Raw genomic sequence first — 26,406 nt, forward strand, 5'->3', positions numbered from 1 at the left:
TAACCGAGCATGCTGACATGCTCGGTTAATAATAATAAGATCAAAAAGATAAACCGTCTTTATAGAACAAGGAATGTGATGAGCCGAGACAACTACAACAAACTGAGCAGCGACGAGCTAGACTTTGTTGATGACAAAACCGCTGCTTTGCTCTTAAACACGCCAAATAGTGCCCGCTTAATGCTGTGGGTGATGGTGCTGTTTTTTGTTGCGGCCATTGGCTGGGCATCATGGGCTGAGATCGACAAAGTGACCGTAGGCCAAGGCAAAGTCATTCCTTCTTCCCAAATCCAAGTGGTGCAAAACTTGGAGGGTGGTTTGGTCAAAGAGATCTTAGTCAAAGAAGGCCAACAAGTTGAGAAAGGTCAGCAACTGCTGCTGATTGACGATACCCGCTTCCGCTCCGATTTTCGTGAGCGCGAACAGCAAGTTGCCAACTTAACCGCCTCGGTACTGCAGCTTTCAGCCTCAATCAACAGTGTCGAAGTCAATCGTGATTTTGACGACAGCAACTGGGAAAAGAATGTCGTTATCGACTACGGCAAACTGACGTTCCCACCAACACTTGAAGAGAACCGCCCTCGCCTGACTCAACGCCAGAAAGCAGAATACCGCGAAGACTTGGATAACCTGCGCAACCAAATTTCGGTCATAGACCAACAAGTTAAGCAGAAACAACAGGATTTGGTGGAGATTCAAGCGCGTGTGAGCAACCTTCGTCAAAGCTATCGTTATGCAAAGAAAGAGCTGGATATCACCAAACCTCTGGCTGATGAAGGCGTCGTACCTAGAATTGAACTCTTAAAGCTTCAACGTCAGGTGAACGACACCCGTCGAGAAATGACGTCTAGCGAGTTGAAGATCCCTGTCATCAAATCGGGCATTCGCGAATCGATGCTCAACCGTATCGATGTCGCATTGAAATTCCGCTCCGAGCAACAAGAAAAACTCAACAGCACACAAGACCAGCTCTCAGCACTAGTCGAATCAGCGGTAGGCTTGGAAGACCGAGTAAACCGAACTGTGGTGGTTTCTCCAGTAACGGGCACCATCAAGACATTGAATATCAACACCGTTGGTGGCGTTATCCAGCCGGGTATGGACATTGTAGAAATCGTGCCGACCGAAGACACCTTATTAGTGGAAGCGAAGATCGCGCCGAAGGACATCGCTTTCTTGCGTCCAGATCTTCATGCAATTGTGAAATTCACTGCGTACGACTTCACTAAATACGGCGGCTTAGAAGGAGAGCTGGAACACATCAGTGCCGACACCACACAAGACGAAGAAGGCAACAGCTTCTACATCGTCCGTGTACGCACAGAGAAAACCAGTTTCGGACAAGATGCGGACTTACCTATCATTCCAGGTATGACAGCATCTGTTGATATCATCACAGGGAAACGCACGGTTCTGGAATATCTACTCAAACCGATTTTGAGTGCCAAAACCAACGCACTGAAGGAGTAAGTGTTTGCAAGGTACAAACAATGTGTTCTTACATGATGACAAGTGGTTAAATAAAAAGCACTTTTCTCACCAACGAACCCATTTCAAGGGTACACTTGTGATGTGAGTCGAATATGCCATCCAAATTGAAGCGTAAAGTTACATTATTAATCAGCATCAGTTGTTTTTCGTTCCAAATTGGGGCGCTCAACAGCAAAGAGCAACGATGGGTCGATACGGTCACTTCAGTTTATGGTGAACGCGCAGGGCAGCGCGTCAAAACATGGCGAGAGAATTTGGATTCCTTACAAGTCCAGAGCAATAAAAAGAAACTCTCCGGTGTGAACAACTTTTTTAACCAACTCTATTTTGTCGATGACATCAATTTGTGGGGCAAAAAAGACTATTGGGCAACACCACTCGAGTTTATAGGCAGTAATGCCGGTGATTGTGAAGACTTCACGATAGCAAAGTATTTCTCATTGCTCGAACTCGGAATCCCAGATTCAAAAATGCGCTTGGTCTACGTAAAAGCGATCAGACTAAATCAATTTCACATGGTGCTGGCGTATTACCCAACACCAAGCTCTGAGCCGCTCATCCTCGACAATCTCAACCCAGAAATTGTTCGAGCTTCCAAGCGTAGCGACTTACTACCGATTTACAGTTTTAATGGTAAAAACTTGTGGCTAATGAAGTCTTCTGCCAGCAGTGGAGAGCTAGCAGGAAAAGCCTCACGTTTGAGCCTTTGGAATGACTTACGCTCGCGTGAACGTAAGTTGCAGTTAAAGAAACCTAAAATTAACTATGACGAGTGAAAAACATGACCCTATATAAGAAGCTTGTAGTGGGAATGGTTACGGTCTTTTTACTTTTGATGGCATCAGTATTCGTAATCCAGTTCAACACTACTCGAGACAGCTTGGAGCAGCAGCAACGTTCAGAGGTCAACAACACCATTAACACCGTTGGTTTGGCACTGGCACCGTATCTAAAAGACAAAGATAAGGTCGCCGTTGAATCCGTGATTAATGCGTTGTTCGACGGCAGTACTTATTCTGTCGTACGTCTCACCGCGTTAGATTCCGATTACCAAATCGTACGTTCATACCCGGTTAAACCGACGAGTGTGCCGCAATGGTTTATCGATTTAAATCTGTTCAAAGCCATTCACGATAAACGCGTGGTAACCAGCGGTTGGATGCAGCTTGCAGAGGTGGAAATCATCAGCCATCCAGGTGCAGCATACGAGCAGCTGTGGCAAGGCTTTATTCGCCTGCTGACTGCGTTTGGCGTTATCTTCCTTGCTGGTCTAGTGGCAATTTCTTACATCCTACGTCGCTCACTCAAACCTTTAGCGGCCATCGTGAAGAAAATGCACGAGATTGCTAACAACCAATTTGGCGACCCATTGGCTCGTCCAAAAACCAAAGACTTGATTGCAGTCGTCGACGGCATCAACTCGATGTCGGCACAAATCGAACTGTCATTTAAAGAACAGGCAAAAGAGGCGCAGCGTCTGCGTGCTCAAGCTTACCTAGATCCAATCTCCAAACTGGGTAACCGCTCGTTCTACATCAACCAAGTTGATCAATGGCTGGCAGAGCAAACGCAAGGGGGTATCGCGCTACTCCATGCTGAGTACATTGGTGACATTTACGAGACCAAAGATTACCAACGCGCCGATGCCCACGTGAAAGAGTTGTCTCAACGTCTCAAGAACACCATTGATGTACCGGGAGCAACCATTGCTCGTCTGTCTAGCGATGAATTTGGTCTACTATTCCCGCACATGGATGAGAGCGAGTTGCGCATTCTCGCAGACAGCATCGTCAACTGTGTGAACGGCCTTAATACCGATCCTACTGGCATGGCGAAACCAAAAGCATCACTGGGTGTCGCCCACAGTAAAGATCAAAAAACACGTACAGAAGTGCTATCGATGGTGGATAACGCCCTATCGAAAGCCAAAGCGCAGCCAGATAAAGCTTACGGCTTCGTGGGTGGTGAAAACACCTCGAACCTAATGGGTAAACAGCAATGGAAAGCGCTGGTTGAAGAAGCGATTCACAGCGATTGGATTAAATTCCGCTTCCAGTCTGCGAAGAATACTTGGGGTAAAGTGTTCCATAATGAGGTGTTCTCAAGCATCGAAAAAGATGGTGAAACCTACCGTGCGAACCAATACTTGTTTGCTCTTGAACAGTTAGAAGCAACCAACATCTTCGACCAATACGTCATCGAGTCGATGATCAAGATGCTTGAAAGTGGCGAGCTAAAAGAGCCAGTAGCCATCAACATTGCGCAAAGCAGCTTGTCTCAACCATCGTTCATTCGTTGGACCACTAGCATGCTAGAGAAGCACTCAAAAGTGGCTCCTATGTTGCACTTTGAGCTTCCAGAAGCGTGTTTCATTGACCATCCGCACCACACAGCTCTGTTGTGTAATGCGATTCGTCAAGCGGGTGCGGAGTTCGGTGTTGATAACTACGGCCGTAACTTCCAGTCACTTGAGTACATTCAGGAATTCCGCCCGAATTACGTAAAACTGGATTATCTGTTCACCCACAACTTGCACGACGAGAAACAAAAATTCACGCTGACATCGATTTCTCGTACCGCTCACAACTTGGGTATTACGACGATTGCATCGCGTGTTGAAACACAGATTCAGTTGGATTTCCTAACCGAGCATTTTGTTGAAGTCTTCCAAGGCTTCATTGTCGACAAGGAATAACGAAGGTACACCAAGGATGAAAGACCCTTTACTGAATTCGCTCATTTACGTTAGCCGATACTTCGGGCTAGCCAACTCACCGGAAGCGCTGATTAACGGCCTTCCGCTCTCTGATGGCAAGCTCACTCCGTTTCTGCTACCACGAGCGGCGGAAAGGGCCGGATTGGTTGCCAAGGAAAACCGTGCAGAATTAGACAAGATCTCGAGCCTGATTCTGCCGGCTATCTTACTTCTAAAGGGTGGCGATTCTTGCGTTCTCAATAGCATCGATGTTGAGAAACAAGAAGCTGAAATCACCACCCTAGAAAGCGGAATGGTGCCTATCTCCATCCCGCTAGAAGACCTACTTGAGCAGTACACTGGTCGCTACTTTTTAGTTAAAAAGCAATTCCGTTATGACGAGCGCTCTCCCGAAGTGCTCAAAACCAAAGAAGGTCACTGGTTCTGGTCAACCTTGTGGCAATCGAAACGCATCTACCGCGATGTACTTATCGCTTCTCTCCTCATCAACATCTTTGCCATTGCGGCACCAATGTTCACTCGCTTGGTGTACGACAAGGTAGTACCAAACCTCGCGTTTGAGACTTTATGGGTGTTGGCGAGCGGTATCTTCGTGGTGTTCCTGTTCGACTTCTTACTCAAATCGCTGCGTAACTACTTCATCGACGTTGCGGGTAAAAAATCCGACATCCTGATTTCCTCCAAGCTGTTTAGCAAAGTGATGGGTATCCGAATGGAGTCCAAACCACCTTCAGTGGGTGCTTTTGCTCGACACTTGCAAGAGTTCGAATCCATTCGTGAGTTCTTCACCTCGGCCACGGTAAGTGCGCTAATTGACTTACCTTTCGCAATTTTGTTCCTAGTCATCATCTGGCTGATGGCGGGCGATCTGGTTTACGTACCAATGATTGGTGTGGTGATTCTGATGATTCACTCGGCGCTGATTCAAGGTCCACTTCGCCGCTCGATTGAAGAAGGTTCTCGTCTTGCTTCACAGAAATACGCCAACTTGATTGAGAGCTTATCTGGCTTAGAAACGGTGAAAATGCTAAGTGCACAAAGCCAATTCCAATACCGTTGGGAAGAAGCCGTTGCGCACATGGCAAACTGGAACATCAAGAGCCGTCGTATCACCGACAGTATTCAAAACGCAGCGGGCTTTGTGCAGCAAAGTAGTAACGTCGGCATGATCATTCTAGGCGTGTACTTGATTGCCAATGGTGACCTAACCATGGGTGGTTTGATTGCTGCAACCATGCTGAGTGGTCGAGCGATTGGTCCTATGGTTCAGCTTTCTTTGCTTTCAACTCGATACAACCAAGCGAAATCTTCAATGACCATCATCAACCAAGTGATGGAAATGCCAGACGAGCAAGAAGAAGGCAAACGCTACATTCACCGCCCTATTGTGCAAGGTAAGATTGAGATTGACCGTGTGACCTTCCATTACCCAGATGCGCCAGTGGCCTCGATTCGTGATTTAAGCCTGACGATTAATCCAGGTGAAAAAGTCGCAATCATCGGTCGTATTGGTTCGGGTAAAACCACGCTAGAACGCTTGATAATGGGTCTGTACAAGCCGACAGAAGGTCACGTGCGTATTGATGACACTGACATCGAACAACTTCACCACGTGGATGTACGACGCAATATCGGCTGCGTACCGCAAGATTCGAATCTGTTCTTCGGTTCTATTCGCGACAACATTACCCTAGGTCGCCCGCTCACCGATGATCGCGACGTATTAGACGCCGCCAACCGTGCGGGCGTGACCACCTTCACTCAATCAGATCCTGCGGGTCTTGAGCGTCAAGTAGGCGAAGGCGGCGGCATGCTCTCTGGTGGTCAGCGCCAAGCTGTGACGATTGCACGAGCGTTCTTGGGTCGTCCTCCAGTGCTCTTAATGGACGAGCCAACCAGTGCAATGGATAACCGTTCAGAAATGCACATCAAACACCAGTTAGCACAGCTAAAACCAAGTGAAACGCTGATTTTGATTACGCACAAAACCTCAATGCTCGATATTGTTGATCGTGTAATAGTGATGGAGAAAGGCAGCGTAATTGCTGATGGTCCGAAAGCACAAGTGCTGAATGACTTGAAGCAAGGCAAGGTTCGCGCCGTAAGCTAAGACCGCGTAAGCAGAAAATCAAAGCCCCGTCGAACCCAGAGTTTTACGGGGCTTATTTATAGAGGGTTAATAAACCAAAGTAACCAAACTCTTCGAGGAATATCCAAAGCAGCACAAAACCAACAATAGCCACTAACCCCATAATGGCCCTTTCATCTTCTTCCATTGCATCCCCTCTCTGTACGTAACATCAACAAGCTACTGATCTAGATTAGCAGCTGCCGACACACCAGATATCAGGGTTCATTCCCTCTCAATTCGGAACTGAGATATAGGTCAAAATTTGTTCAGCAATAATCGTACTCTGCACTGAAAATAATTAATTACTAGCGAGCCAAAATCGGCTATAACTCGCGCCTTCTTAATATTCTCGAGTTGAAGAAATGAATCATTGGATGCATTTAGAGCAAATCAGTCAGTATTTCACGGCTGGCTCTATCGGTTATAAAGTGTTGATGGGCGTCATCATTCTGATCGCTTATCGCTTGCTTAAGAAAATCGCCAACCGTGCGATCCTAAATTTGGCAGAAGCTAAAGGCGTAAACAAAGCGCGCTTGAGCTTTATTCAGCGCTGCTTCAACGTCGCGTTCTTGTTTTTGTTTGCTTCGCTTTTCGCCATCGTAACCGGTATTGGCTATGGCGATGTGTCACTCTTCCTATCGTCTATCTTTGCGGTATTGGGTGTGGCTTTCATCGCGCAATGGTCGATTCTAAGTAACATCACAGCAAGCTTTCTGATCTTCTTTGTCTTCCCATACCGCGTCGGTGATCGAATTAAAGTCGTGGATAAAGACGAAGACATCAGTGGTGAGATTCAGGAAATCCGCATGTTCCATGTGCTGATCAAGCACGACAGCGGCAACCTGATCACTTACCCAAACAACCTGATGCTACAAAAAGCGGTCTTAAAGCTGGCAAAAGAAAAAGCCAAGCCAGAGGAGCCCAAAACCACCTCACGCATTTATACCCGCAGAAAGAAATAACCCACTAAAAAGCCGATGTATCTACATCGGCTTTGCTTATATTAATAACATGAACAAGTTAATGGGTTCAGTCTGTTGAATTACTTATTTTAAGACAGTTCCTTGCAGGGAAAAATTCACATATGGAACCATCTCTATAATTGCTAGTTAACAGAAGTTCTCCATTAACTAATAATTGATATATTGGAATGCGCTCACTACTTTTACTTCTTTTGTCAAAGGCTAATTCTATTTTATCTGTTATCTTCACTTGATTTAATAAAAGCGAACACTTAAAAGAAGACATTTCATCAAAGTAAAACTCTCTACCGTCAGTGTAAATGGTAAGCCCATATGTATGTGACCGCCCACTGTAATACTTTTCGCATGAAATATTTGTAGCTGTTAACCTTTCAAATTTCACAGGTCTGAATTCTGGTGGTAAATAAAACCACCAGACTAGGCTTACGACTAACGTTAGCGATGGTAACAAAAAGCGAATGAACATTATTAATTAGCATTCCCTAAAATAACTAATAGCACGGTGACAACTGTCTTCATAACATCTGTGATGCCCATGATATTACTAACATTATACTCTGTCTTCATATAACTAACACAGCCTTTAGCAGACAGAGCAACATTTATAGCAGCACGAATACTAGCTACACTATTTGCAGATACGACGCAGCTCACACGAGTCGCAATCAGTAGATCCAGCAGCAACCTAATCACGTATCCAAACAACTTGTGCTACAAAAAGCGGTACTCAAATTGGCAAAAGAAAAAGCCAAGCCTGAGGAGCCAAAAACCACCTCACGCATTTATACCCGCAGAAAGAAATAGCCCACGAAAAAGCCGATGTATCTACATCGGCTTTTTGTTTGTTCTTGGTTCGTCTTACCGAAGTCTTATGCTCATAGAACTGATACCCAGAAGAGGAAAGATTGCTTTACTTTGTACTAAGTAAAAATCCATTAAATCAAGCTATTTACTAACACTAATCTTCTCATCATTTAGAACTCGGTAAATCAGTAAACCAAACAAAGGGAGATTAATAACGAAAAAATGCTTAACGACTGAATTAGCTAATCCAGGCAGATTAAACCATATGTAAGCATGGGCAAATATAGAAACAACAAAAACAATAAATATAAAGTGCCGAATTTTATATATCGTCAGATTATTTAACAACGGAAGAGAAAGCGTTACATACAGGTATAACGGTATCCATATTGGTGGTCGATAACCATATGAATAAAGCTTTACCATCATAATGGTTATCATTATGAGAAATAGTCCCGCCAAAACTCTAGAAATTATAACCATGTTTATTCGCTTCTTTCTTTATCTTCGTAATAAATATCATGCTGCTACTTAGGCTTCCAAAAAGTATCCAAACAAACTGCTACTGAACTCACCAACATGAACCACATCGAAGTCTAAGCTATTGAATGTGGGGAGCCCAAAAAACCAACTAACGTACTTATCCCCCATAGAAAGAAATAACACACTAAAAACCTGATGTATCTACACCTGTTTTTAGTATCACTTGGTGGTCACAAATAACCCAAAATTAATGGCAAAAAACAGTGAAGAGAAAAAACGCATAAGCTGAAGGTCACCACTGTATTCTTTCATGATAAAAACATGACACATCGCCGAAACCAATAGCGCCACTTTAACCAAAGGAAGCTTCTTCTTTACGAACCTTAAATACACGCAAAAAATAGAAATAGTGCAAGCAAAGAAAAAAATCGTCATAAGTTATTTATCCTTTAGCGATAAGTGATGTCGAATCTAAGACACCTTAATGATCACGGGTATACATCAGCTATTTTTATTCCGCTTTCACCCTCTGATAAAGGGTCAAAAATATTGGTATGTTAATTACGAAAAAGTAACCGATGACAGCTCCCCTTGATGCAGGGAACGTTAACCAAACACCGAAACACAGCACCACAGAGACCACGAAAGCCATTATGATTATTACTTTAATTTTGACCAGAATCGAATTAGGGAACAAAGGTAATAAATAAACTAGCGCAAAAGGAATGAAAGCATAAAGATTGGTATTACCGTCGCTAATTGAAAGCTCGGTGTACAGCATAACTCCCAACATCAATAGTAGAAACAGTGATACAACCCTTGATAAAACGATCATCTACTCATCCTTTTTAAGATATTACTTTGACGCTTTTATACACGACATTCGCCATCATTACATTCACTGTAGTTATGCCATTGATCTATCAAAGAAGAAAGCTCAAAAATATCTTTGGGTACCAATTCGTACTTACCCCATTTCAAATCAACCCTTGACCTCAACCAAGCTTGAGGTTTTAGCCTTATTCGCACGATTCAAAATCAACAATGAAAAAGGAACCATTGTGTCCAAAATTGCGATTATTTATTTCTCTAAAACCGACGTTACTGGTCAGCTTGCTCGTGCGATTGCCGCAGGCGTTGAACAACAGGGCATTGAGCAACAAGGTGGATTTGAAATTCTCTCTCACCGTATTGAAGGCAGTGAGATCATTGAGGGACGTTTTGTGAATCCTCACCTAATGGATGAACTTGCTGAGTGCGATGCGGTTATCTTTGGCTCACCGACCTATATGGGCGGCGTAGCAGCACAGTTTAAAGCATTTGCAGATGCAAGCAGTGAATCTTGGTATTACCAAAAATGGGCAGGAAAAATTGCGGCTGGCTTTACCAGTGGTGGAGCAATGAATGGCGACCAATCTTGCACATTACAATACCTACAAACGCTAGCTAGTCAGCATGGCATGATGTGGGTCGGATTGGATAAGATCAGCAATTCTGGCGAGCAGAATCTGAACCGATATGGCGTACAAGGTGGCATTGTTGCTCAAGGCGGTGAAGATGGTCAGTTGCATGCCTCAGATGTTGCAACGGCGGAGTATCTTGGCAAACGAGTCGCTATGCTAGTGAACAAGCTCTCCACTCGCTAACAATAAAAAGAAGCCCCGCAAGATACATCTTCGGGGCTTCGTATTTATCGCTTGTTTTGAGCGCTACTTCTTAATGTAGAGGTCTTTTGAGTAGATACGGCCCTCTACGTTATTCTTGGCAAAACCGCCAACCGTAGGACGAACCAAACGCGCTTGCATGTAGTAGTAAATCGGTACGATTGGCATATCTGCCGCCAACAATTGCTCGGCTTGGTCATAGAAACCTTGGCGCGCTTTCTCATCCGTTGCGGCCAATGCACTGTTCATCGCCTTGTCGTAGGCTTCACTGCTGTAACGCGCAAAGTTACCTGATGAACCAGAGCGCAGTAGACTCAAGAAGGTGGATGCTTCGTTGTAATCTCCACACCAAGAAGCACGCATCACATCGAAGTCCCCTTGCTTACGGGCAACGAGATAAGATTTCCACTCTTGGTTTTCTAATTCGACTTTCGCGCCCAAGTTGTTCTTCAACATAGAAGCAATCGCCACTGCTATGGCCTTGTTCGATTCACTGGTGTTGTACAGCAATTTGAAATCTAAAGACTTATCATCACCGTATCCTGCTTCTTTCAGCAGCTCACGCGCCTTTTCATCACGCTGTTTCTGCGTCCATGTGCTGTATTCTGGCTGAGTCGCATCAAAGCCGGCGGTGTATTGGTGTGCGAACGTATAAGCAGGCAGGTTACCCACTTGCGTGACACCATTCGTGATCACATCACGCATCATCGAATAAGACACGGCTTTTCGAACTCGCTCATCATCGAACGGAGGACGCGTGGTGTTAAACGCGTAGTAGTAAGTACAAAGTAGCGGAACCGCGGTATACGCTTGCTCGTAATCCTTCTTCAGCTTTTGCGCCATATGGGTTGGTACATCTGAGGTGATGTCCACTTCCCCCACCGCATAGCGATTGATCGATGCGTTTTGGTTCTCAAACGGAATGTATGTCACCTCTGTGAGATGAGTATCCGCGCTATCCCAGTAGTTTGGGTTCTTTTTCAGCTCAATGCGCTCATTCACCACCCATTTATCCAGAACAAATGCACCGTTGCCAACAAACTGCTGCGGATCACTCCACGGCTTTTCGCTGTTCTCAACCGTTGCTTTGTGTACGGGCATCATCGAAGTGTGGCCTGTCATTGCGACAAAGTACGGCACCTTACTATCAAGTTCGAAGCGCAGAGTATGTTTATCGACGGCGGTGATACCAAGATCATCCAGTGGCTTTTTACCTTCTGCTACGTCGGCGATGTTTTTGAGCTTAGTGAGTTTGAGATACCAAACATTGGGAGAAGCGGTTTTCGGATCCACAGCACGACGCAATGAATAAACAAAATCATCCGCTGTCACAGGATCGCCGTTCGACCATTTGGCGTCTTTACGCAGATGGAACACAAAAGTTTGGTTGTCTTCGGTTTGCCAAGATTCCGCAACACCAGGAACGATATTGCCATCGCGGTCTTGAATGACTAATCCCTCAAACAAATCACGAATTACGTGCATCTCTGGTAAGCCTTCGGCTTTCGCAGGGTCTAGCGTCGCCGCTTCTGCATCGTTTGCTCGTACTAAATGCTGTTCTGGTGCGAGTCGCACACCATCAGGTAAAGAATCAGCTAAAGCTGAAGTGGATAAAAATGGGGTCAATAAAGAGGAAACCAGCAACGCTGTTGAATGCTTTTTAAAATCCATATCGTTTTTCGTTCTCCTAACACGTCTTTTGAAGCAAGTACCATTATTCATCATACAAGCATTGACGAACTTTAAGTGTTCAGTTTATATCCGAGTAATCTCAAGATGCTAAGTTCAACGGCTGTAACATGAGTTATATATAGCTTGAGTGATGAACAGATACTACTCGAACAATCAGGAGATTACGGTGAGTCTAATTCCAAGAACGGAAAGAGCGGCATTTTTAATTACGCCAACATCATATGGAAAATCGGTACTGGGCGCGCCGTTGTTGTACTTCCCAGCACAAGTAGAAAGTAACTCGCGAGGCCTTATTCTCGCGGGGACACACGGCGACGAGACCGCCTCAATCGCCGGATTGTCGTGCGCGTTAAGAAGCTTGCCAGTGGAGTGTCTGAAACACGATGTGATTTTATCGATGAACCCAGATGCAAACCAACTGGGTACGCGAGCCAACGCCAATCAAGTCGATCTAAACCGTGCGTTTCCTACACAGAATTGGACAGAGCACGGCACAGTCTATCGCTGGAGCTCACATACACCTGTTCGAGATGTGAAAGTAAAAACAGGCAACAAAGAACAGCTAGAACCAGAAGTTGACGCACTCATTAGTTTGATTGAACTGCGCAGACCAAAATTTGTGGTCTCGTTTCATGAACCATTAGCGTTTGTCGATGACCCCGCTCATTCTGATTTGGCCAAATGGCTTGGCAAGCAATTCAATCTACCTATCGTTGACGATGTTGATTACGAAACGCCAGGGTCTTTCGGTACTTGGTGCAATGAACGCCAACTACCTTGTATTACAGTAGAATTGCCACCGATCTCGGCGGATCTCACGATCGAAAAGCATCTCGATGCGTTTATTGCTTTGTTACAGCACGATCCAGATCTTTAATTTCTAGCGATACGAAGCGATCAAGTAAGGATCTGCTTGATATCGGTACTGATATCACTGATCAACTGACGCGCGCTTTCGTCTCTTTGTTGCACCAAAATAATAAACAGCAGATCCGTAATCACGTTTTGTGCCGTACGCGAAGCAATGGAAGAGCTACGATGCTCTGTTTCATTGGCGATGGTATCAAACGTGATGTCGGCAATGTCTCTCAATCGGCTTCTCCCTGGTGCAGACAAAGCAATCACTTTTGCTCCCTGCTCTTTCGCCGCTTCCGCAGCCACCAGAATCTCTTTGCGTTCTCCTGAAAAAGAAATCGCGATCTGCACGTCTTGTGAAGAGAGCGTGCGCGCAACCGCAATTTGTACGTGACTGTCTTGCTCAGATAGCGCGGTAATCCCAAGCTTAAGCAGTTTAAAGCTCAAATCTTTTGCGGTAAGCGCAGAGCCGCCAATGCCCACCACTTGCACACGACGTGCTTCACTCAACCACTTCACCGCTTGATGACACGCCTCATAAGAGAGCGCATTGGTCGTTTGGAACATAGCGTCGGTTTTCGCTTTAACCAGTTTTTGCGAAATCACCGCAATCGGGTCATCCGCCAAAATGTCACTGTGCAGAGGCGTGGATTGCATCGCTTGCTTACGACCAATCTCTTCGTTCAACGCCAATTTGAACTCGCTGTAGCCTTTATAGCCAATTCTCTGGGTGAATTTGACGATGCTTGACTGGCTCACTTGCACTTGCGCAGCAAGCTCTTGACTGGTCAATTGCGCGGCTTTCGCTGCATTTTCGACAATCCAATCGCCAACCAAACGACCACTTTGAGAGAGTTGAGTACGTCTTGCGACGATTTTATTGATAACGGACACGACAAAATTCCAAAAACTTTAAATAAATTATTCCAAAACAGAAATAATCACACTTTTGTTTAACCGCCTGATTAACTTAACAACCCTTGTTTCTACGTAGGTTATCTCATCAGTATTCTCGGTCATTATTCCAAATTTTTACTGAACAAAGAATAACCTCAAGTGTGATTTTTATCACCAAACCTGAATATTTTATTCCATAGAATCGCCCTCAGATTGAACATTTACGAAGAGTACAAAACATGAAAATTGATTTAAGCCGATTGGTGACAGAAAGCCGCAATCCAGCGAGCGCAGAGATCGATACGCTTTCTACCATCGAGATGCTGCAAGTCATTAACCAAGAGGATCAGAAAGTCGCTTTAGCGGTGCAAGCCGTATTGCCACAAATCGCGCAAACTGTCGATGCTATTACTGTAGCGTTCGCGAATGGTGGCCGTTTAATTTACATGGGCGCAGGTACATCTGGCCGCCTTGGTATTCTTGATGCGAGTGAATGTCCTCCAACTTATGGCACACACCCAGATATGGTTATCGGTTTAATTGCTGGTGGTCATCAAGCGATTTTGAAAGCGGTAGAAAACGCAGAAGACAACGCTCAAATGGGTCAAGACGATTTAAAAGCACTGAATCTGACTCAGCATGATGTTGTGGTTGGCATCGCTGCCAGTGGCCGTACTCCTTATGTTTTAGGTGGTTTGGAGTACGCAAAATCTGTTGGATCAACAACGGCATCAATCGCATGTAACCCTGAATGTGCAATGGCAGAAGCGGCCGACATCGCCATTCTTCCGGTGGTGGGCGCAGAAGTAGTCACCGGCTCTTCACGCATGAAAGCGGGCACAGCACAAAAACTGGTGCTGAACATGCTAACTTCTGGCGCAATGATTCGCAGCGGCAAAGTGTTTGGCAATTTAATGGTGGATGTAGAAGCCACCAACGCCAAGCTGATTCAGCGTCAAACCAACATTGTGATTGAAGCAACAGGCGCAACAAAAGAACAAGCAGAAAAAGCGCTTGAAGCGTGTGAACGTCACTGTAAGACCGCCATTTTAATGATTCTGGCTGATTTGGATGCAGAGCAAGCCAAGTCCCGCCTCGCCGAGCACAACGGTTTTATTCGTGCAGCACTAAATAATAACTAAATAGCCCGAGTCCTGAAGGATAGTCCCTATGGCAAAAATTACCTCAAACACAGTATCGCAATTGCTCGCCGCAGTGGGTGGCAGTAACAACGTAAGTAAGTGCGGTAACTGTATGACACGTTTGCGTTTATCTCTCGCGAATAACAGCTTGGCGGATCAATCCGTCATTAAACAAATTCCCGGCGTAATGGGTGTGGTAGAAAGCGACGAGCAATTCCAGATCATTCTTGGTCCCGGTAAAGCTCAACAAGCTGCCGATATGATGAATAAGCTGATCGACAGCTTAATCTCTGGTGACAGCGAAGAGCCTGACGCACCACAACAGGATCTTTCTGCTGTCGCTGCAGAACAGAAAAAACAGATGAAGAGTAAGCAAACCAGCGCGGTTCAGCGTTTTCTGAGTAAGTTTGCCACCATTTTTACACCGCTGATTCCCGGCTTTATCGCTGCGGGTTTGCTGCTTGGTTTTGCCACGTTATTGGAACAAATCTTCGTGCTCGACCAAACGCCAAGCCAGTTTATGTTGGATTTGATTGCCTACATGAAAGTCTTTGGCAAAGGCCTGTTCGCGTTCTTGAGCATTCTAATTGGCTACAACGCTCAACAAGCTTTTGGTGGCTCAGGTGTCAATGGCGCCATACTCGCTTCGCTATTTGTGTTGGGTTACAACCCTGATGCAACGTCAGGCATTTATTCAGGAATGAATGAGTTCTTCGGTTTTGCAATTGATCCGCGCGGTAACATTATTGGCGTGTTGATGGCAGCGATCATTGGTGCTCAGGTCGAGAAAAAAGTGCGTCAGTATATGCCTGACGATCTGGACATGATCTTAACCTCAGTTGTCACGCTTTTGATCATGGGTGCAGTAACGTTTTTGATCATCATGCCAATCGGTGGTGAGCTGTTCAAAGGCATGTCTTGGTTGTTCCTAAACTTGAATGACAACCCATTAGGCGCCGCGATTTTGGCAGGTTTGTTCTTAATTTCCGTGGTATTTGGCATCCACCAAGGGTTTGTGCCTGTGTACTTTGCCCTGATGGAAGCACAAGGTTTTAACTCGCTGTTTCCTATCCTAGCGATGGCTGGTGGCGGTCAAGTGGGTGCTTCTATGGCGCTGTACTTCAAAGCCAAGAAAGACGCCCTACTACGCACACAAGTAAAAGGCGCCATCATTCCAGGTCTACTTGGCATCGGTGAGCCACTGATTTACGGCGTGACGCTACCGCGCGTTAAACCGTTCGTAACCGCTTGTATTGGTGGCGCAGCGGGTGGCTTCTTTATCGGTTTGGTCTCTTACCTTGGCCTGCCTGTCGGTCTAAACACCGTATTTGGCCCATCTGGTATCGTTGCAATCCCCCTGATGACCTCGGCTAACGGCATCTTTGCCGGCATGATGGTGTTCATCGGTGGTCTACTTATCTCTTACATTGTTGGCTTCCTAGCTACCTACTTCTTTGGCTGCAAAGACGTTGATTTAAGCTAAATCATTCTAACCCCTATAGGAATGGACTAGCTCGCGTCCTTGAGCTTTCAAGGGCGCACCCTCTCTCTACTTCTCACGACATTGATTTTATTCCGTTATTCGGAAGGGGCTTTGTCGTGCTTAAAAACAATAGAAACGAAAAGGTCGTTCACATGAAAAAGCACATTTTGACTCTACTTCTCCCTACTCTGATGGCATCGAACGCAGCGATGGCCGCTCAACTTTACCAAGCAGAAGACGGGTCGGTTTTGAACATTTACTCTCGTCTTGGCTTTAACGTCACTAATAAAAATGATGAACACGGTGATGCCAACGGCGAATTTGATGGCCGTATTGGTTTGAATGGCTCACAAACCATCAACGAACACGCCTCTATCATTGGCCAAGCGCAATACCAAGTAGGTGCAGCCGAATACGCCAACCAAGTGAACGACAAGCCTTCTCTGACAGCACGTTACGTTTGGGCCGGTATTGATGCGCAAGATTACGGCCGAATCACAGGTGGCCGTGTTGCATCAGGGTTGATCATGTTCACCGACATTGGTGATGTGTTCGCGTCATCAGACGTATCTATGGCACGCCAAGCAAATAAAGTGGATAAAACCGCGACACAAGTTTTCCGTCAAGACGGTACGCTGCAATACCAAAACCGCATTGGCAACTTCGATGCATCGGTGGCTTACATTCTTGGTAACAGCACCTCTGAACTCGATTACGGCTACAACGCAACATTACGTTACACCCTAGAAATGGACGATTTAGGCACACTCGCCCCTGTAGTTGCAATGCAAAAGAGCAAAGGCGATGCGCGTGAAGATAACGATACCGATTACACCTTCTGGGGTGTAGGTACGCGTTACTACTTGGGTGATTTGATGTTAGGTGCGCTTTACTCAGAAGATGAGCTAGAAGGTTACTTCTCTGAAACCAGTACCGATAAAGTCATGGAGCTGACCGCAGTTTACAGTGTAAATGACAAATGGGCGCTACGTGCAGGATACCGCTCTCTAGAAAACAGCGACGGCGACGAGCTTGAGCTTACAGACACAACCGTTGAAGTGCAGTACAAACTGACCCCTCGCTCTTCTATCTACACCAGTTACGTTGACCGTAATGGCTCACGCGGTTACGACAACGCACAAGAAGTCTCGTTTGGTGGTGCACATGCAGATGAAAGCTACTACCACTTCGGGCTACGTTACGAGCTGTAAATGTCCATACACTCGTTTTAGTTAGCTAAGATTTCCTCCTCGATATTTTTCCTGCCTTTAAAATATCGAGGAGTGAAATCTTCCTTCTTTTCAGTTACTAGCCACTCAATGAGTTTCCTAATAGGCATTGCTGTCAATTATCATTACATGCATGTTTACTTTTTCATCATTAAGCAAAGTACTCTCTCATCAATTAATCATCACTGAATCAATTTGAGAGCCTTATGCCTGTAAAATTCTGCTCACACTGCAACAAACCGACTGAACACAAACGCGTGATGAAACGCATCAACACTCAACCTGAAAACATCAACGGCAAAACAGCCCGTTTGATGGTATCGGTATCACGCTGCTTTACCGGTAACCACTATCACGAGTTAGCGCCTCAATTCTACTGCCGCACTTGTAATCAACACTTTCAAGGCACTGCAGAGATTAAAGACCTGCACGCTCAAGACAACCTGTCAGTTAAAAATGATTACAGCTTAAAATGATTGCTGTTTGAAATACTCAATAAACGCCTGCGTTCGCTTTGGTAAATGCTCACGTTTAGGATAAAGAATATAGAGCGGTAGGATCGCATCCGTTTGCCATTCAGGGAGTAACGGCACGAGTTGCGATCGCTCTTCTCCGCTGAGTTTCTCCAATGCAAATTCATCCAACATTGCAACGCCGCATCCCTCAAGAGTGGCCTCAAGCATGGATTGAACCAAATTAAAGCTGAGTACACTTTGCAAAGCTACTGAAACTTTTTGCTTGGTTTCCATATGATGAAAGTGCCACGTATCGAGATTTAACACTTCATTGCGATACACAATGTGGTCAAGCTGATAAAGATCTTCCGGCGTAGCTATGCGTGGTTTGTTAGACAAGTACGCTTTATGTGCGAACGGTTTACAGTGTAAAGAGCGCAGATGGTGGCCAATATAGCCCTCGGGTGGATTATTCGTGAAGAAAAACGCCACATCAAAGCCAGACTCAATAAGATCCAAAGGCATTTCTGAAAAGATCACTTCGAACGTCACTTCAGGATATAACTGGCGAAACTCGATCAAGGCTCGGTTCAATAACGCTGCCCCAAATGACGCCGACGCGGCGATGCGCAAATGCCCGGCGACTCGGTCACTTTCCATCACTTGTTCATTAATCTGTTCTGCCCCTTCCATCAAACCCTTTACTTGCTGATAAAAGCGCAGCCCATCGTAAGTTAGATTAAATTGCCTTGTTGTACGCTGAATCAACTGCACTGACAGAATCTCTTCTAACTGCCTCAATTGACGGCTCGCGTGCGCGTTTGAGCAACGCAGTTTTTTCGCCGCACCAGCAATACTCTTCTCTTCACATAGAGCGATGTACATCGGCACATAGCTTAGCCACTTTATTTCCATATGGGAATTATGATTCTCTAAAAACAATCTACTGGAAATAATAGAAAGGCTCTACACTGCTTACAACTTAAAATTGGAATGGAGAATCACGAATGAACGTATTCGATACTTGGTTAAAAGGACAAGTGATCAAAGACCATGTCACTAACCCGAATATTCAGGTAGGAGACTACAGTTATTACTCGGGGTTTTATCACGGTAAAACATTTGAAGATCAATCGGTTCGTTATTTGATGGGCGACAGCGTTACCCAACAAGAGTGGCAAGATGGCGCTTATGGTGAAGTGGACAAACTGATCATTGGCAAGTTCTGTTCAATCGCTTCTGGCGCGACCTTTATGATGGCTGGCAATCAAGGCCATCGGGTAGATTGGATTTCTACCTTTCCATTTTCTCCTGAAGAGTTTGGAGAAGATGTACAAAGCGGCTTTGAACGCGCAGGTAATACCATAGTTGGTAATGATGTGTGGATTGGCAGCGAAGCGATGATCATGCCGGGCGTGAAAATTGGAGATGGTGCCGTGATTGGTGCGCGCTCAGTCATCACTAAAGATGTCCCGCCCTACTCGATTGTTGTTGGTCACAATCATATTGTTCGCCAGCGCTTTGACGACAAATGTGTTGCCATGTTGTCAGAGATTAAATGGTGGGATTGGCCCATTAACCATATTAAACAAGCAATGAAGATAATGTGCAGCAGTGATGTCCGCGCGCTTGGTGCTTACTACCAAGAACACATTGCCTAGCGTTTAAAAGCAAAAGCCCGTGTACCTCTCAATACACGGGCTTTTTTCAAACTTCCAATTAAAGAGTTAAATCGCGACGACGTCTTCTTCCTCTAAATTTGCCGCCACTTTGATTTCGTATTGGTTAAAGCTAAACACACAACCGCCATGGGTGCGTTTGGTTGTCACCTGTTCGTCTCCAAATTGCACCGTAACACGGGTAAAAACGCGATCTTTGGCTTCGACAATATTCTCTTCCAGTGAGACCTCAAAGTCGTGCTCTGTGTGTTCTAGCTTCTGTTTAACCTCATCAAGACGCTCATTGTTTTGTGCTTTTAATACTTCGATTTGAGCTTGTTCTTCGTCGGTACGTTCTGCTTTCGGGCGCTTCTTAAATTCAAGCTCCTTACGAATCACATCCATCGTGCCTTCTTGGGCGGACTTGTATTCTTCTTTTAAGTTGGCAATACGCTCTTTGAATACAGCGTAACAGGCAAAAGCCTCGATTTTCGTTGCTGTATCACCTTCTACACCAAGTTGAGAACAAAGTACCTTACTTCCTACTTTGGCATCACCACCGCTTAAAGTGCCGTTTTTACCGCTGGCATCAAGTACCGTCAGGTTGCGTCCACACACAATGTCGTTATTCATACTGTGCACAGCTAGCTCTATGTCTTCGCCAGACTGCAATTCACAATACTGGGCGTAACTGGCACGAATCGATGTTTTGGTTCGAACGTGGCAGCTTTTCGGCTGACCATCACTCACTGTGTGGCCAATAATGCCTTTCGCAACTTGGATGTCGCCTTCAGCTTGCACGTCAGCGGATTCAATAAACCCACCAACGGTAATAGAGCCGGTCGCTTTAACGATCATGCCAGATTCAATATTGCCGCCAATGATGACGTTGCCTTTAAACTTAACGTGTCCGGTATTTACGCCCACACTGTTCAGACACAGCGCATTATCAACTTCAATGGTTTTGTCTTTGATGAGAGGCGTACCAGACACAGAAGCAATCAGAAGATTAGGATCGGCTTTGCTGATTTCCGTTCCTTTGCCCGGTTTGATAGGGCTGTCTTTGCCTGCTTGAGGAGGAATCACGCGACCTTGCACAGTAAAGCCTGGAATACCCTTGGTAGCAGGCGTTCGATGCATGACCTCGTCGCCAATATCAACGGCAATGGTTTCACCTAAGTTACGTAAATCAATCTTATCGCAAGTGGTTTGGCCTTCTTTTGGCTTGAGGATACGTTTGGTGATGTCTTTGACGAGAGGCGTAAAGATAGCGTCTTTACCTTTAATTGGTTGTTTACCAACAGCGACGGGTTGAGTAAAGGTCTCTCCGGGTTTGAGTTGACTGCTGACGACCATGACTTTTTTGAGCGCCAATTTGTTGATGCCTTTCGACACTCGCGCATGAGCAAGCGCTTGAACGATTTCAGGACCACGCAAACCGCGGCCACCATAAGCGCCAGTGATGTTCATACTAGCGAGCATGTCGTTGTTCGACAGTTCAACTTCTACCTGAGCATTCTTAATCTGTGCGACGACGATGCCTTCGTATGCTTCAGCTTTACGCTCACGAGCACAGTTAATGAATCGAACCACTTCAGCTTCATCAACAAACGCCTGACTGGCATTCATTGCTTGAAGCTGTTCAGGCAACTCCTTTTGATTTAGCTCACTTCCCAGTTCAACATCTCCTGGTAAGCGGGCAAAAATCCTCGTTTTGTCTTCCGACCATTCAAGGCATATCTTCCACATAACCAATCCATCTGCTACCCATCACCTAACTCAGTCTAACCAAAATCATTTTCTGAACAAACCTCTCAATTCTCAGAATCAGGCTCACATCACTAAAGGATGCCCCGCAATTTCTGAGCTTGAGGCAGACAAACACAGAATTTCTAAATCGAGTTTGGATTCATTTATTAGCCACACTACCTAAGTTTGACTGGTACATAGCAAGCGATATCTGAATAAAAGTGGAGGTATGCTTAATGGCCATACTGACTAGACTACAAATTGCTTATTTAGCTCAAATATCAATATCATTCAAAAGAACGAGTTCCCATTTACAGTGTAAATTGAGATTGTCTTTACACCTTGCCGTAGACCTTGACTAAAAAGTGCCAAATCAAAAGGGAGGATTTACAGTGTAAACCCTCCCCCTTTCAAATCTACTTTTACAGTGTAAATTACTCGCTCTGTTTACACTGTAAATTTAGCTATCAAAACTTGTAGCTCGTTTCTTATATGCGCTTCAACTTGCTTACGTCCCGGCAAGCTATATTGCTTAGCGCACTCACTCCAGTCTTTGTTTAAGAAAATCTTACTGATCATCAAATCAGACACATCGGCCAAACCACATTGCAATAACCATTGCTGAATCCAAACAGAGACCGATTCAAAGTTGTTCCCACCTTGAGCATAACTCTCGATTAAAGTGCGCTTCGTTAAATGGGACGGGCAAGTAGATACCGAGGCTGGCAAGAGCGCACGAAGCAAACTTGGCTCTAACTTAGGATAAGTAGACGCCGCACTCAATGGCAGCAGTTCTTCGAACAACGATTTAGCTTCGTTTATCCAACCTTGTTGAGAACCACGCTGACGAACCATCAACAACGAGTAACATCCACTTGCCGCATCTCGCATACTTCCAAGGCGAATGGATTCAAAACCAGATTGCTTCCAAAACGTAATCAGTTCTTCTGTTGCACCAAAGCTGGTGGAAAAATAGGAAATATGAGGCGGCGTAGTTTGTTCTAACTGCTTCAACATTTGTTGGCCAATACCCTGACCTTGCAAGTCTGGATGAACTGCAATTCGCATCACTCGCAAAGTAGAAAGCGCACCCACATCAGCGTAACCAAGTTGATTGATGATAGTCACTGGCGTCAAATGCCCTTTCGGACGACGTTTCCCAAGCTGAATATCTTTAACGAGATTCGAATCGAGGTTGCCCTCTTCCACCGTTAACATCACCCCAACGATTTCATTATTATTCTGAGCTACGTAAATCTGGCAATGTTCATCCTGCAAAAGATGCAACAAATCATTTGGCGAGGTTTGATAATGCGCATTCACAAGTAACGCAAAGCACGTTTTCAATACGGAAGGATTAGAAATCAACGCTGACTTACGGAGATTGATTAATGAAATGTCACCAAGCTCGGCAGGTTGGCTCGGGGTAAGTTCTGCATCCAGCAAAAATGCTTGGTACAACCAAGATTCCAAGTTGTCATTTACTGCCCATCGAATAGGTTGTTGAAGATGACAAAGCTTCATTCCAGGTCTTTGCTTTTGTAGCCAATCAACAAACTTAAGCGTGAAGCCACGGCCACAACCTTCATAACCATGAATGGTGGTTGAAAAGACGAGGCGATGATATTGCTCAGTAATCTGCTTAAGCATAGGAACCGGAATCGCGGCGGCTTCATCAACCAACAACAAATCACACTCAGGTAAAGCTGAGAGTAATTCATCTGGTGCGATAAACTGAATGTAACCCTGCCCCGCTTCTAATCGATCTTTCTTAACCCGCTCTGCGGTTGATAGCATTCTCAGTACGTGCTGATAGACCGGTTCAACCGCTTTGATGCTTGGCGCTGTGACGAGAATTCGCAGTGGCTTTTGCTCTAAAAGCTGCGCGCATGCAATGCCTAACGCACTGGTTTTTCCTCGACCACGATCGGCGGTTAATACTAACGGACGTTTACGATGCCCTGTCACCACTTTTTCGATAAAAGAAACCGCTTCAGTTTGCTCGCTATACTGATGCGCTTTTTCCGCTTGGATGAAATCTGGTAGTTGAGGTAATGGTGAATTTTCCTCAATCACGGTGAGTTGTTGCCATTGCGTTTGCATCCACAATTTAGCTTCATCCGCGTCTTGATTTTTATTGGCAACCACAATCAATAGTCCACCGCCGACAAGCGCGCCAAGAGCCGAAGTAAAACTGTTAGCATCAAGCTCTTTTCTCGCATCAAACAGCAAAACGTCACACTCGCGACCGAGCAACATATTGCCTTGTTTTGCATTTACGCAGTGGGCATTTTCTAGTTGCCACTCCCCTACGCAAAACCAAGTCTGATTTTGCTGCTTTTGATGGAAGTCGGCAATCAAGGCGTTTTGCCAATCGGCATCACCATAAATCACCACGCCATTACGTTGAAAGGCTTTGTAAGATTGGAGCTGAAGCTGAGAAAGGAATTCAGATTGTGCGAGCATTACGTGTATCCAAGCATTTAACTAACGCCATGTTATCACATCTGGATTCATGGATACTTCGCCAAATTGCAGACATAAAAAAAACCGCCCGAAAGCGGTTTCAAACAAGAAGAGGTTTACTTCATTTTGCTCTCAACGAAAGCCAGAATTTCTTCCATCAAGCTGTCGTCTACTTTCTTCAAGTTAAGAGCAAGGTTGTTACCTTTACGACTGTAGCTTGCGCGACCTTTAACTAAATCGACTTTTTCTGCTTTCTTAGCCGGTTTCGCAGGCGCTAATTCTGCAATCCAGCTTTCGATGCTTTCTGTCACATCTTTAGTAAGACGAGCCACACCTTGAGCTGCGCTGCGCTGCCACAAATAACCTTCCGACGTACGGCACTTATCCAACAAGTTTTGTTGTTGTTCGCCGTTCAATGTCGAGAACTGCTTATGCAGCTTAACAATTGTTGGACGACCTAAATCACCAACATTCGGGTAAGCTTGCAGAAGTTCAAGTGGAAGTGCAGCGGCTTTTAATGCGCCACTCACCAATGCTTCACTGCACTGGAACATTTTTGCCAACGCTTTTTGGTCTTCAGCTTCGCCACTTTCAAGCTTCGCCTGCATCTCTTTACCTTTTTCGTATAGAGACAGTGGCTTGTGCGCGTTTGCAACATCAGAAAGGAATTTCGCGTGGTCTGTGTTGATGCCATCACCAACGTAAACCAAGAAATCCTGCCCTGCTAAGATACAAGACATACGACGGCGGCTACCGTCTAATACTTCAATCTTGCCATCTTCTGTGCGACGACCAACAGCCGGATATTGTTGACCACGTTCTTTCAACGTCACCAACACATCCGATAAAGCGTGTTCGTTTAGGAAAGATTGCTCACGAGCGTTCTCTGCAAATACGCTAGTGTCTGTCGCCACTTTATCTGCAGGAATTCGTACCAATTCAAATTGAACCGTACTCTCACCAGCGACAGCAAGTTCGATGGTTTGTGCTTTGTCTTTTGCTGCCGTTTGCGCTTCTTGAGGTGTCGCAACACGACGCTTATTGGTTTTACCAAATAATTTCGCGTTTAATTCTGACGTTTTCAATGCCATTTATTCATTACCCCTGATTCAGTGACGGCCAGTTAGAGTGCAGTACGCGCTCTAGTTCTAGTGCACTCTTATGTACCGCATCTTGTGCAGTCGCGAGTGTTTTCTTACCACCTTCGAAGTCGCCTACGGTTAAGTCAAACACGGTGCTGTAGGTGTCAGCACAGGTTTCGAATGCGCGACTACGAGGAATGGTGGCCATCATAACTTGGTCACCTAGAAGATAGTTCATTTCAGTTAGAACAGAAACTTGCTTCTTGTTGTCGTCTTCAAACATGGTAGGCATCAAACGAACAAACTCAAGACCGTTCCAATCTTCCGGGAACATCTCGTAAACCGTTGGAAGGTGTTGGAAGAAGTTTACTGTAGAAGCCCAGTCAAGACGCTTCGCAGCACAAGGAATCAAAAGCGCGTTTGATGCGTACATTGCATTCCATACTAGCGGGTCAACGTGTGGACCGGTATCAATCATAATCACGTCGAAGTCATTCGCGATCTTGTCAATCAACTGCTCTTTCAACAGACGAACGATATCTAGCGATGGGTCTTCAGAGAGTGTTTGCCACGCTTCTGCGTTGAACATTGCGTCTTCTGGGAAAGCAGAAATCGACTTCAAGTTCGGGTATTGCGTTGGCAACAACACGTTCTTGTGTAGAAACTCACGATCGATTTCAACGCCATCTGGCACGTTACCAAGCATGATATCAACCGCTGAATAGATGTTGTCGTGCTCTGCCACACTGATTTGTGGGTTCAAGAACAGACGCAGAGAGCCCTGAGGGTCAAGGTCAATCAAACAAATGCGGTAACGTTTATCTAGGTTTAGCGCCAGACATGCCGCTAAGTGAACCGCTGTCATGGACTTACCCGTACCACCCTTTTGGTTTTGTACGTTGATGATCCACGGTTTGTTTTCAGAATTCTTTTTACGTTCATGGAATTTAGGCACTTCTGCCGCATCCATTAGCATGTGCGCTTCTTCAAGCGTGATTGAATAATGGTTGGCATTATTCTTTGTAAATTGATGACCTTCCGCTTCCATCTTACCGATAGCGTCGTCCAGCTTACGGCGAGTCAAACCTGAGCGGGTTTCCATCATTGCCTTAGACATTGGTGGGAAGTAGTTGTCACTACGCTCTTCCAAAACAATCTCAATACGGTCAGCTTGAACTTGTTGGGTAAGTTCCGCTAACTCTTGGAGATTTTCAATCGTTGTTTCTCTTTTCATGCCAAATTCCGTTGGAAGGATATCTGTTTTTAATTGTACAGCACTGCAATCCTAAAACAACAAAAAGGTGCACGAACATTCTGAATAACCATCACATAAAAAATACTCACAAACGCCTGTTTTATGATTTCACCTTAAAAACATCACAAAATTTAATCAAATCTATGCGAATAAAGTGCTTCAAACCTTGAA

Annotated in this window: 20 protein-coding genes and 1 pseudogene; 13 read left to right on the plus strand and 8 right to left on the minus strand. The window is 45.2% G+C overall.

Annotated elements, in window-relative coordinates; all coding sequences use genetic code 11:
• Window positions 1–78: 78 nt before the first annotated feature.
• The 6 genes and pseudogenes from KHO06_RS26315 to KHO06_RS26865 all read left to right on the plus strand — a co-directional run.
• Window positions 79–1,470, plus strand: a complete 1,392-nt coding sequence (locus KHO06_RS26315; protein ID WP_081233013.1) for an HlyD family type I secretion periplasmic adaptor subunit — start codon at window positions 79–81, stop codon at window positions 1,468–1,470.
• A 113-nt stretch (window positions 1,471–1,583) separates the two neighbouring features.
• On the plus strand, window positions 1,584–2,267 hold the full coding sequence (locus tag KHO06_RS26320) for a transglutaminase-like cysteine peptidase (RefSeq protein WP_012130390.1): 684 nt from the start codon (window positions 1,584–1,586) through the stop codon (window positions 2,265–2,267).
• A 5-nt stretch (window positions 2,268–2,272) separates the two neighbouring features.
• The gene (locus KHO06_RS26325; protein ID WP_043883222.1) at window positions 2,273–4,186 is read left to right on the plus strand and encodes a LapD/MoxY N-terminal periplasmic domain-containing protein; all 1,914 of its coding nucleotides are present in this window, start codon (window positions 2,273–2,275) and stop codon (window positions 4,184–4,186) included.
• A gap of 16 nt (window positions 4,187–4,202) precedes the next feature.
• The gene (locus KHO06_RS26330; protein WP_005428951.1) at window positions 4,203–6,317 is read left to right on the plus strand and encodes a type I secretion system permease/ATPase; all 2,115 of its coding nucleotides are present in this window, start codon (window positions 4,203–4,205) and stop codon (window positions 6,315–6,317) included.
• 395 nt (window positions 6,318–6,712) lie between these two features.
• A complete protein-coding gene (locus KHO06_RS26335; RefSeq protein ID WP_212583449.1) occupies window positions 6,713–7,300 on the plus strand; it encodes a mechanosensitive ion channel family protein in 588 nt (195 codons plus the stop codon).
• 697 nt (window positions 7,301–7,997) lie between these two features.
• A pseudogene (locus KHO06_RS26865) lies at window positions 7,998–8,125 on the plus strand (mechanosensitive ion channel family protein); the annotation flags it as partial.
• Window positions 8,126–9,119: 994 nt separating this feature from the next.
• Here the strand turns inward: KHO06_RS26865 and KHO06_RS26340 are convergent.
• Window positions 9,120–9,443: a hypothetical protein gene (locus tag KHO06_RS26340; protein WP_212582932.1), complete on the minus strand. Its 324-nt coding sequence runs from the start codon at window positions 9,441–9,443 to the stop codon at window positions 9,120–9,122.
• A gap of 226 nt (window positions 9,444–9,669) precedes the next feature.
• On the opposite strand from KHO06_RS26340, the gene KHO06_RS26345 reads away from it, so the two are divergent.
• On the plus strand, window positions 9,670–10,254 hold the full coding sequence (locus KHO06_RS26345) for a flavodoxin family protein (protein ID WP_212582933.1): 585 nt from the start codon (window positions 9,670–9,672) through the stop codon (window positions 10,252–10,254).
• 63 nt (window positions 10,255–10,317) lie between these two features.
• On the opposite strand, the gene KHO06_RS26350 is transcribed toward KHO06_RS26345, so the two are convergent.
• Window positions 10,318–11,943 (minus strand): ABC transporter substrate-binding protein, encoded by a 1,626-nt coding sequence (locus KHO06_RS26350; RefSeq protein WP_212582934.1) that lies wholly within the window; start codon window positions 11,941–11,943, stop codon window positions 10,318–10,320.
• Between the two features lie 187 nt (window positions 11,944–12,130).
• Here KHO06_RS26350 and mpaA point away from each other — a divergent pair, with 187 nt between their 5' ends.
• Window positions 12,131–12,841, plus strand: a complete 711-nt coding sequence (gene mpaA / locus KHO06_RS26355; RefSeq protein WP_155647812.1) for a murein tripeptide amidase MpaA — start codon at window positions 12,131–12,133, stop codon at window positions 12,839–12,841.
• A 20-nt stretch (window positions 12,842–12,861) separates the two neighbouring features.
• Here mpaA and KHO06_RS26360 read toward each other — a convergent pair whose 3' ends face one another.
• A complete protein-coding gene (locus KHO06_RS26360) occupies window positions 12,862–13,713 on the minus strand; it encodes an SIS domain-containing protein (RefSeq protein ID WP_162092095.1) in 852 nt (283 codons plus the stop codon).
• A 242-nt stretch (window positions 13,714–13,955) separates the two neighbouring features.
• Here KHO06_RS26360 and murQ point away from each other — a divergent pair, with 242 nt between their 5' ends.
• The 4 genes from murQ (at window position 13,956) to KHO06_RS26380 (ending at window position 18,046) form a co-directional block, all read left to right on the plus strand.
• Window positions 13,956–14,858 carry an N-acetylmuramic acid 6-phosphate etherase gene (gene murQ / locus KHO06_RS26365; protein WP_212582935.1) on the plus strand — a complete coding sequence of 301 codons (903 nt, stop codon included), beginning with the start codon at window positions 13,956–13,958 and terminating at the stop codon, window positions 14,856–14,858.
• A 28-nt stretch (window positions 14,859–14,886) separates the two neighbouring features.
• Complete coding sequence (gene murP / locus KHO06_RS26370) at window positions 14,887–16,341, plus strand: PTS N-acetylmuramic acid transporter subunit IIBC (protein ID WP_079401573.1); 1,455 nt, start codon at window positions 14,887–14,889, stop codon at window positions 16,339–16,341.
• 152 nt (window positions 16,342–16,493) lie between these two features.
• Window positions 16,494–17,552: a porin gene (locus tag KHO06_RS26375; protein WP_212582936.1), complete on the plus strand. Its 1,059-nt coding sequence runs from the start codon at window positions 16,494–16,496 to the stop codon at window positions 17,550–17,552.
• Window positions 17,553–17,776: 224 nt separating this feature from the next.
• Window positions 17,777–18,046, plus strand: a complete 270-nt coding sequence (locus KHO06_RS26380; RefSeq protein WP_212582937.1) for a hypothetical protein — start codon at window positions 17,777–17,779, stop codon at window positions 18,044–18,046.
• Here the strand turns inward: KHO06_RS26380 and KHO06_RS26385 are convergent.
• Window positions 18,038–18,940 (minus strand): LysR family transcriptional regulator, encoded by a 903-nt coding sequence (locus tag KHO06_RS26385; RefSeq protein ID WP_212582938.1) that lies wholly within the window; start codon window positions 18,938–18,940, stop codon window positions 18,038–18,040. The two genes, KHO06_RS26380 and KHO06_RS26385, sit on opposite strands and share 9 nt — an antisense overlap.
• A 92-nt stretch (window positions 18,941–19,032) precedes the next feature.
• Between KHO06_RS26385 and KHO06_RS26390 the strand changes: the two genes are divergently transcribed.
• Entirely contained in the window at window positions 19,033–19,686 is a 654-nt protein-coding gene (locus tag KHO06_RS26390; protein ID WP_212582939.1) for a CatB-related O-acetyltransferase, read from the plus strand.
• Between the two features lie 66 nt (window positions 19,687–19,752).
• Here the strand turns inward: KHO06_RS26390 and KHO06_RS26395 are convergent, their stop codons facing one another.
• From KHO06_RS26395 to KHO06_RS26410, 4 genes are all read right to left on the minus strand, one after another.
• Entirely contained in the window at window positions 19,753–21,432 is a 1,680-nt protein-coding gene (locus KHO06_RS26395; RefSeq protein WP_212582940.1) for a FapA family protein, read from the minus strand.
• 447 nt (window positions 21,433–21,879) lie between these two features.
• On the minus strand, window positions 21,880–23,898 hold the full coding sequence (locus tag KHO06_RS26400; protein WP_212582941.1) for a GNAT family N-acetyltransferase: 2,019 nt from the start codon (window positions 23,896–23,898) through the stop codon (window positions 21,880–21,882).
• 116 nt (window positions 23,899–24,014) lie between these two features.
• The gene (locus KHO06_RS26405) at window positions 24,015–24,989 is read right to left on the minus strand and encodes a ParB/RepB/Spo0J family partition protein (protein WP_045383028.1); all 975 of its coding nucleotides are present in this window, start codon (window positions 24,987–24,989) and stop codon (window positions 24,015–24,017) included.
• A 7-nt stretch (window positions 24,990–24,996) separates the two neighbouring features.
• Complete coding sequence (locus tag KHO06_RS26410; RefSeq protein WP_005428912.1) at window positions 24,997–26,214, minus strand: AAA family ATPase; 1,218 nt, start codon at window positions 26,212–26,214, stop codon at window positions 24,997–24,999.
• Window positions 26,215–26,406 lie beyond the last annotated feature (192 nt).

It is taken from the genome of Vibrio sp. B1FIG11, from assembly GCF_905175335.1.
GTDB lineage: Bacteria > Pseudomonadota > Gammaproteobacteria > Enterobacterales > Vibrionaceae > Vibrio > Vibrio campbellii.

Coding starts and splice junctions, on each gene's coding strand:
- murQ (WP_212582935.1), top strand. CDS start 13,956: ATGAAAATTGATTTAAGCCGATTGGTGACAGAAAGCCGCAATCCAGCG.
- KHO06_RS26380 (WP_212582937.1), top strand. CDS start 17,777: ATGCCTGTAAAATTCTGCTCACACTGCAACAAACCGACTGAACACAAA.
- KHO06_RS26385 (WP_212582938.1), bottom strand. CDS start 18,940: ATGGAAATAAAGTGGCTAAGCTATGTGCCGATGTACATCGCTCTATGT.
- KHO06_RS26405 (WP_045383028.1), bottom strand. CDS start 24,989: ATGGCATTGAAAACGTCAGAATTAAACGCGAAATTATTTGGTAAAACC.
- KHO06_RS26390 (WP_212582939.1), top strand. CDS start 19,033: ATGAACGTATTCGATACTTGGTTAAAAGGACAAGTGATCAAAGACCAT.
- murP (WP_079401573.1), top strand. CDS start 14,887: ATGGCAAAAATTACCTCAAACACAGTATCGCAATTGCTCGCCGCAGTG.
- KHO06_RS26395 (WP_212582940.1), bottom strand. CDS start 21,432: ATGTGGAAGATATGCCTTGAATGGTCGGAAGACAAAACGAGGATTTTT.
- KHO06_RS26325 (WP_043883222.1), top strand. CDS start 2,273: ATGACCCTATATAAGAAGCTTGTAGTGGGAATGGTTACGGTCTTTTTA.
- KHO06_RS26410 (WP_005428912.1), bottom strand. CDS start 26,214: ATGAAAAGAGAAACAACGATTGAAAATCTCCAAGAGTTAGCGGAACTT.
- KHO06_RS26375 (WP_212582936.1), top strand. CDS start 16,494: ATGAAAAAGCACATTTTGACTCTACTTCTCCCTACTCTGATGGCATCG.
- KHO06_RS26340 (WP_212582932.1), bottom strand. CDS start 9,443: ATGATCGTTTTATCAAGGGTTGTATCACTGTTTCTACTATTGATGTTG.
- KHO06_RS26315 (WP_081233013.1), top strand. CDS start 79: ATGAGCCGAGACAACTACAACAAACTGAGCAGCGACGAGCTAGACTTT.
- KHO06_RS26335 (WP_212583449.1), top strand. CDS start 6,713: ATGCATTTAGAGCAAATCAGTCAGTATTTCACGGCTGGCTCTATCGGT.
- KHO06_RS26330 (WP_005428951.1), top strand. CDS start 4,203: ATGAAAGACCCTTTACTGAATTCGCTCATTTACGTTAGCCGATACTTC.
- KHO06_RS26320 (WP_012130390.1), top strand. CDS start 1,584: ATGCCATCCAAATTGAAGCGTAAAGTTACATTATTAATCAGCATCAGT.
- KHO06_RS26350 (WP_212582934.1), bottom strand. CDS start 11,943: ATGGATTTTAAAAAGCATTCAACAGCGTTGCTGGTTTCCTCTTTATTG.
- KHO06_RS26400 (WP_212582941.1), bottom strand. CDS start 23,898: ATGCTCGCACAATCTGAATTCCTTTCTCAGCTTCAGCTCCAATCTTAC.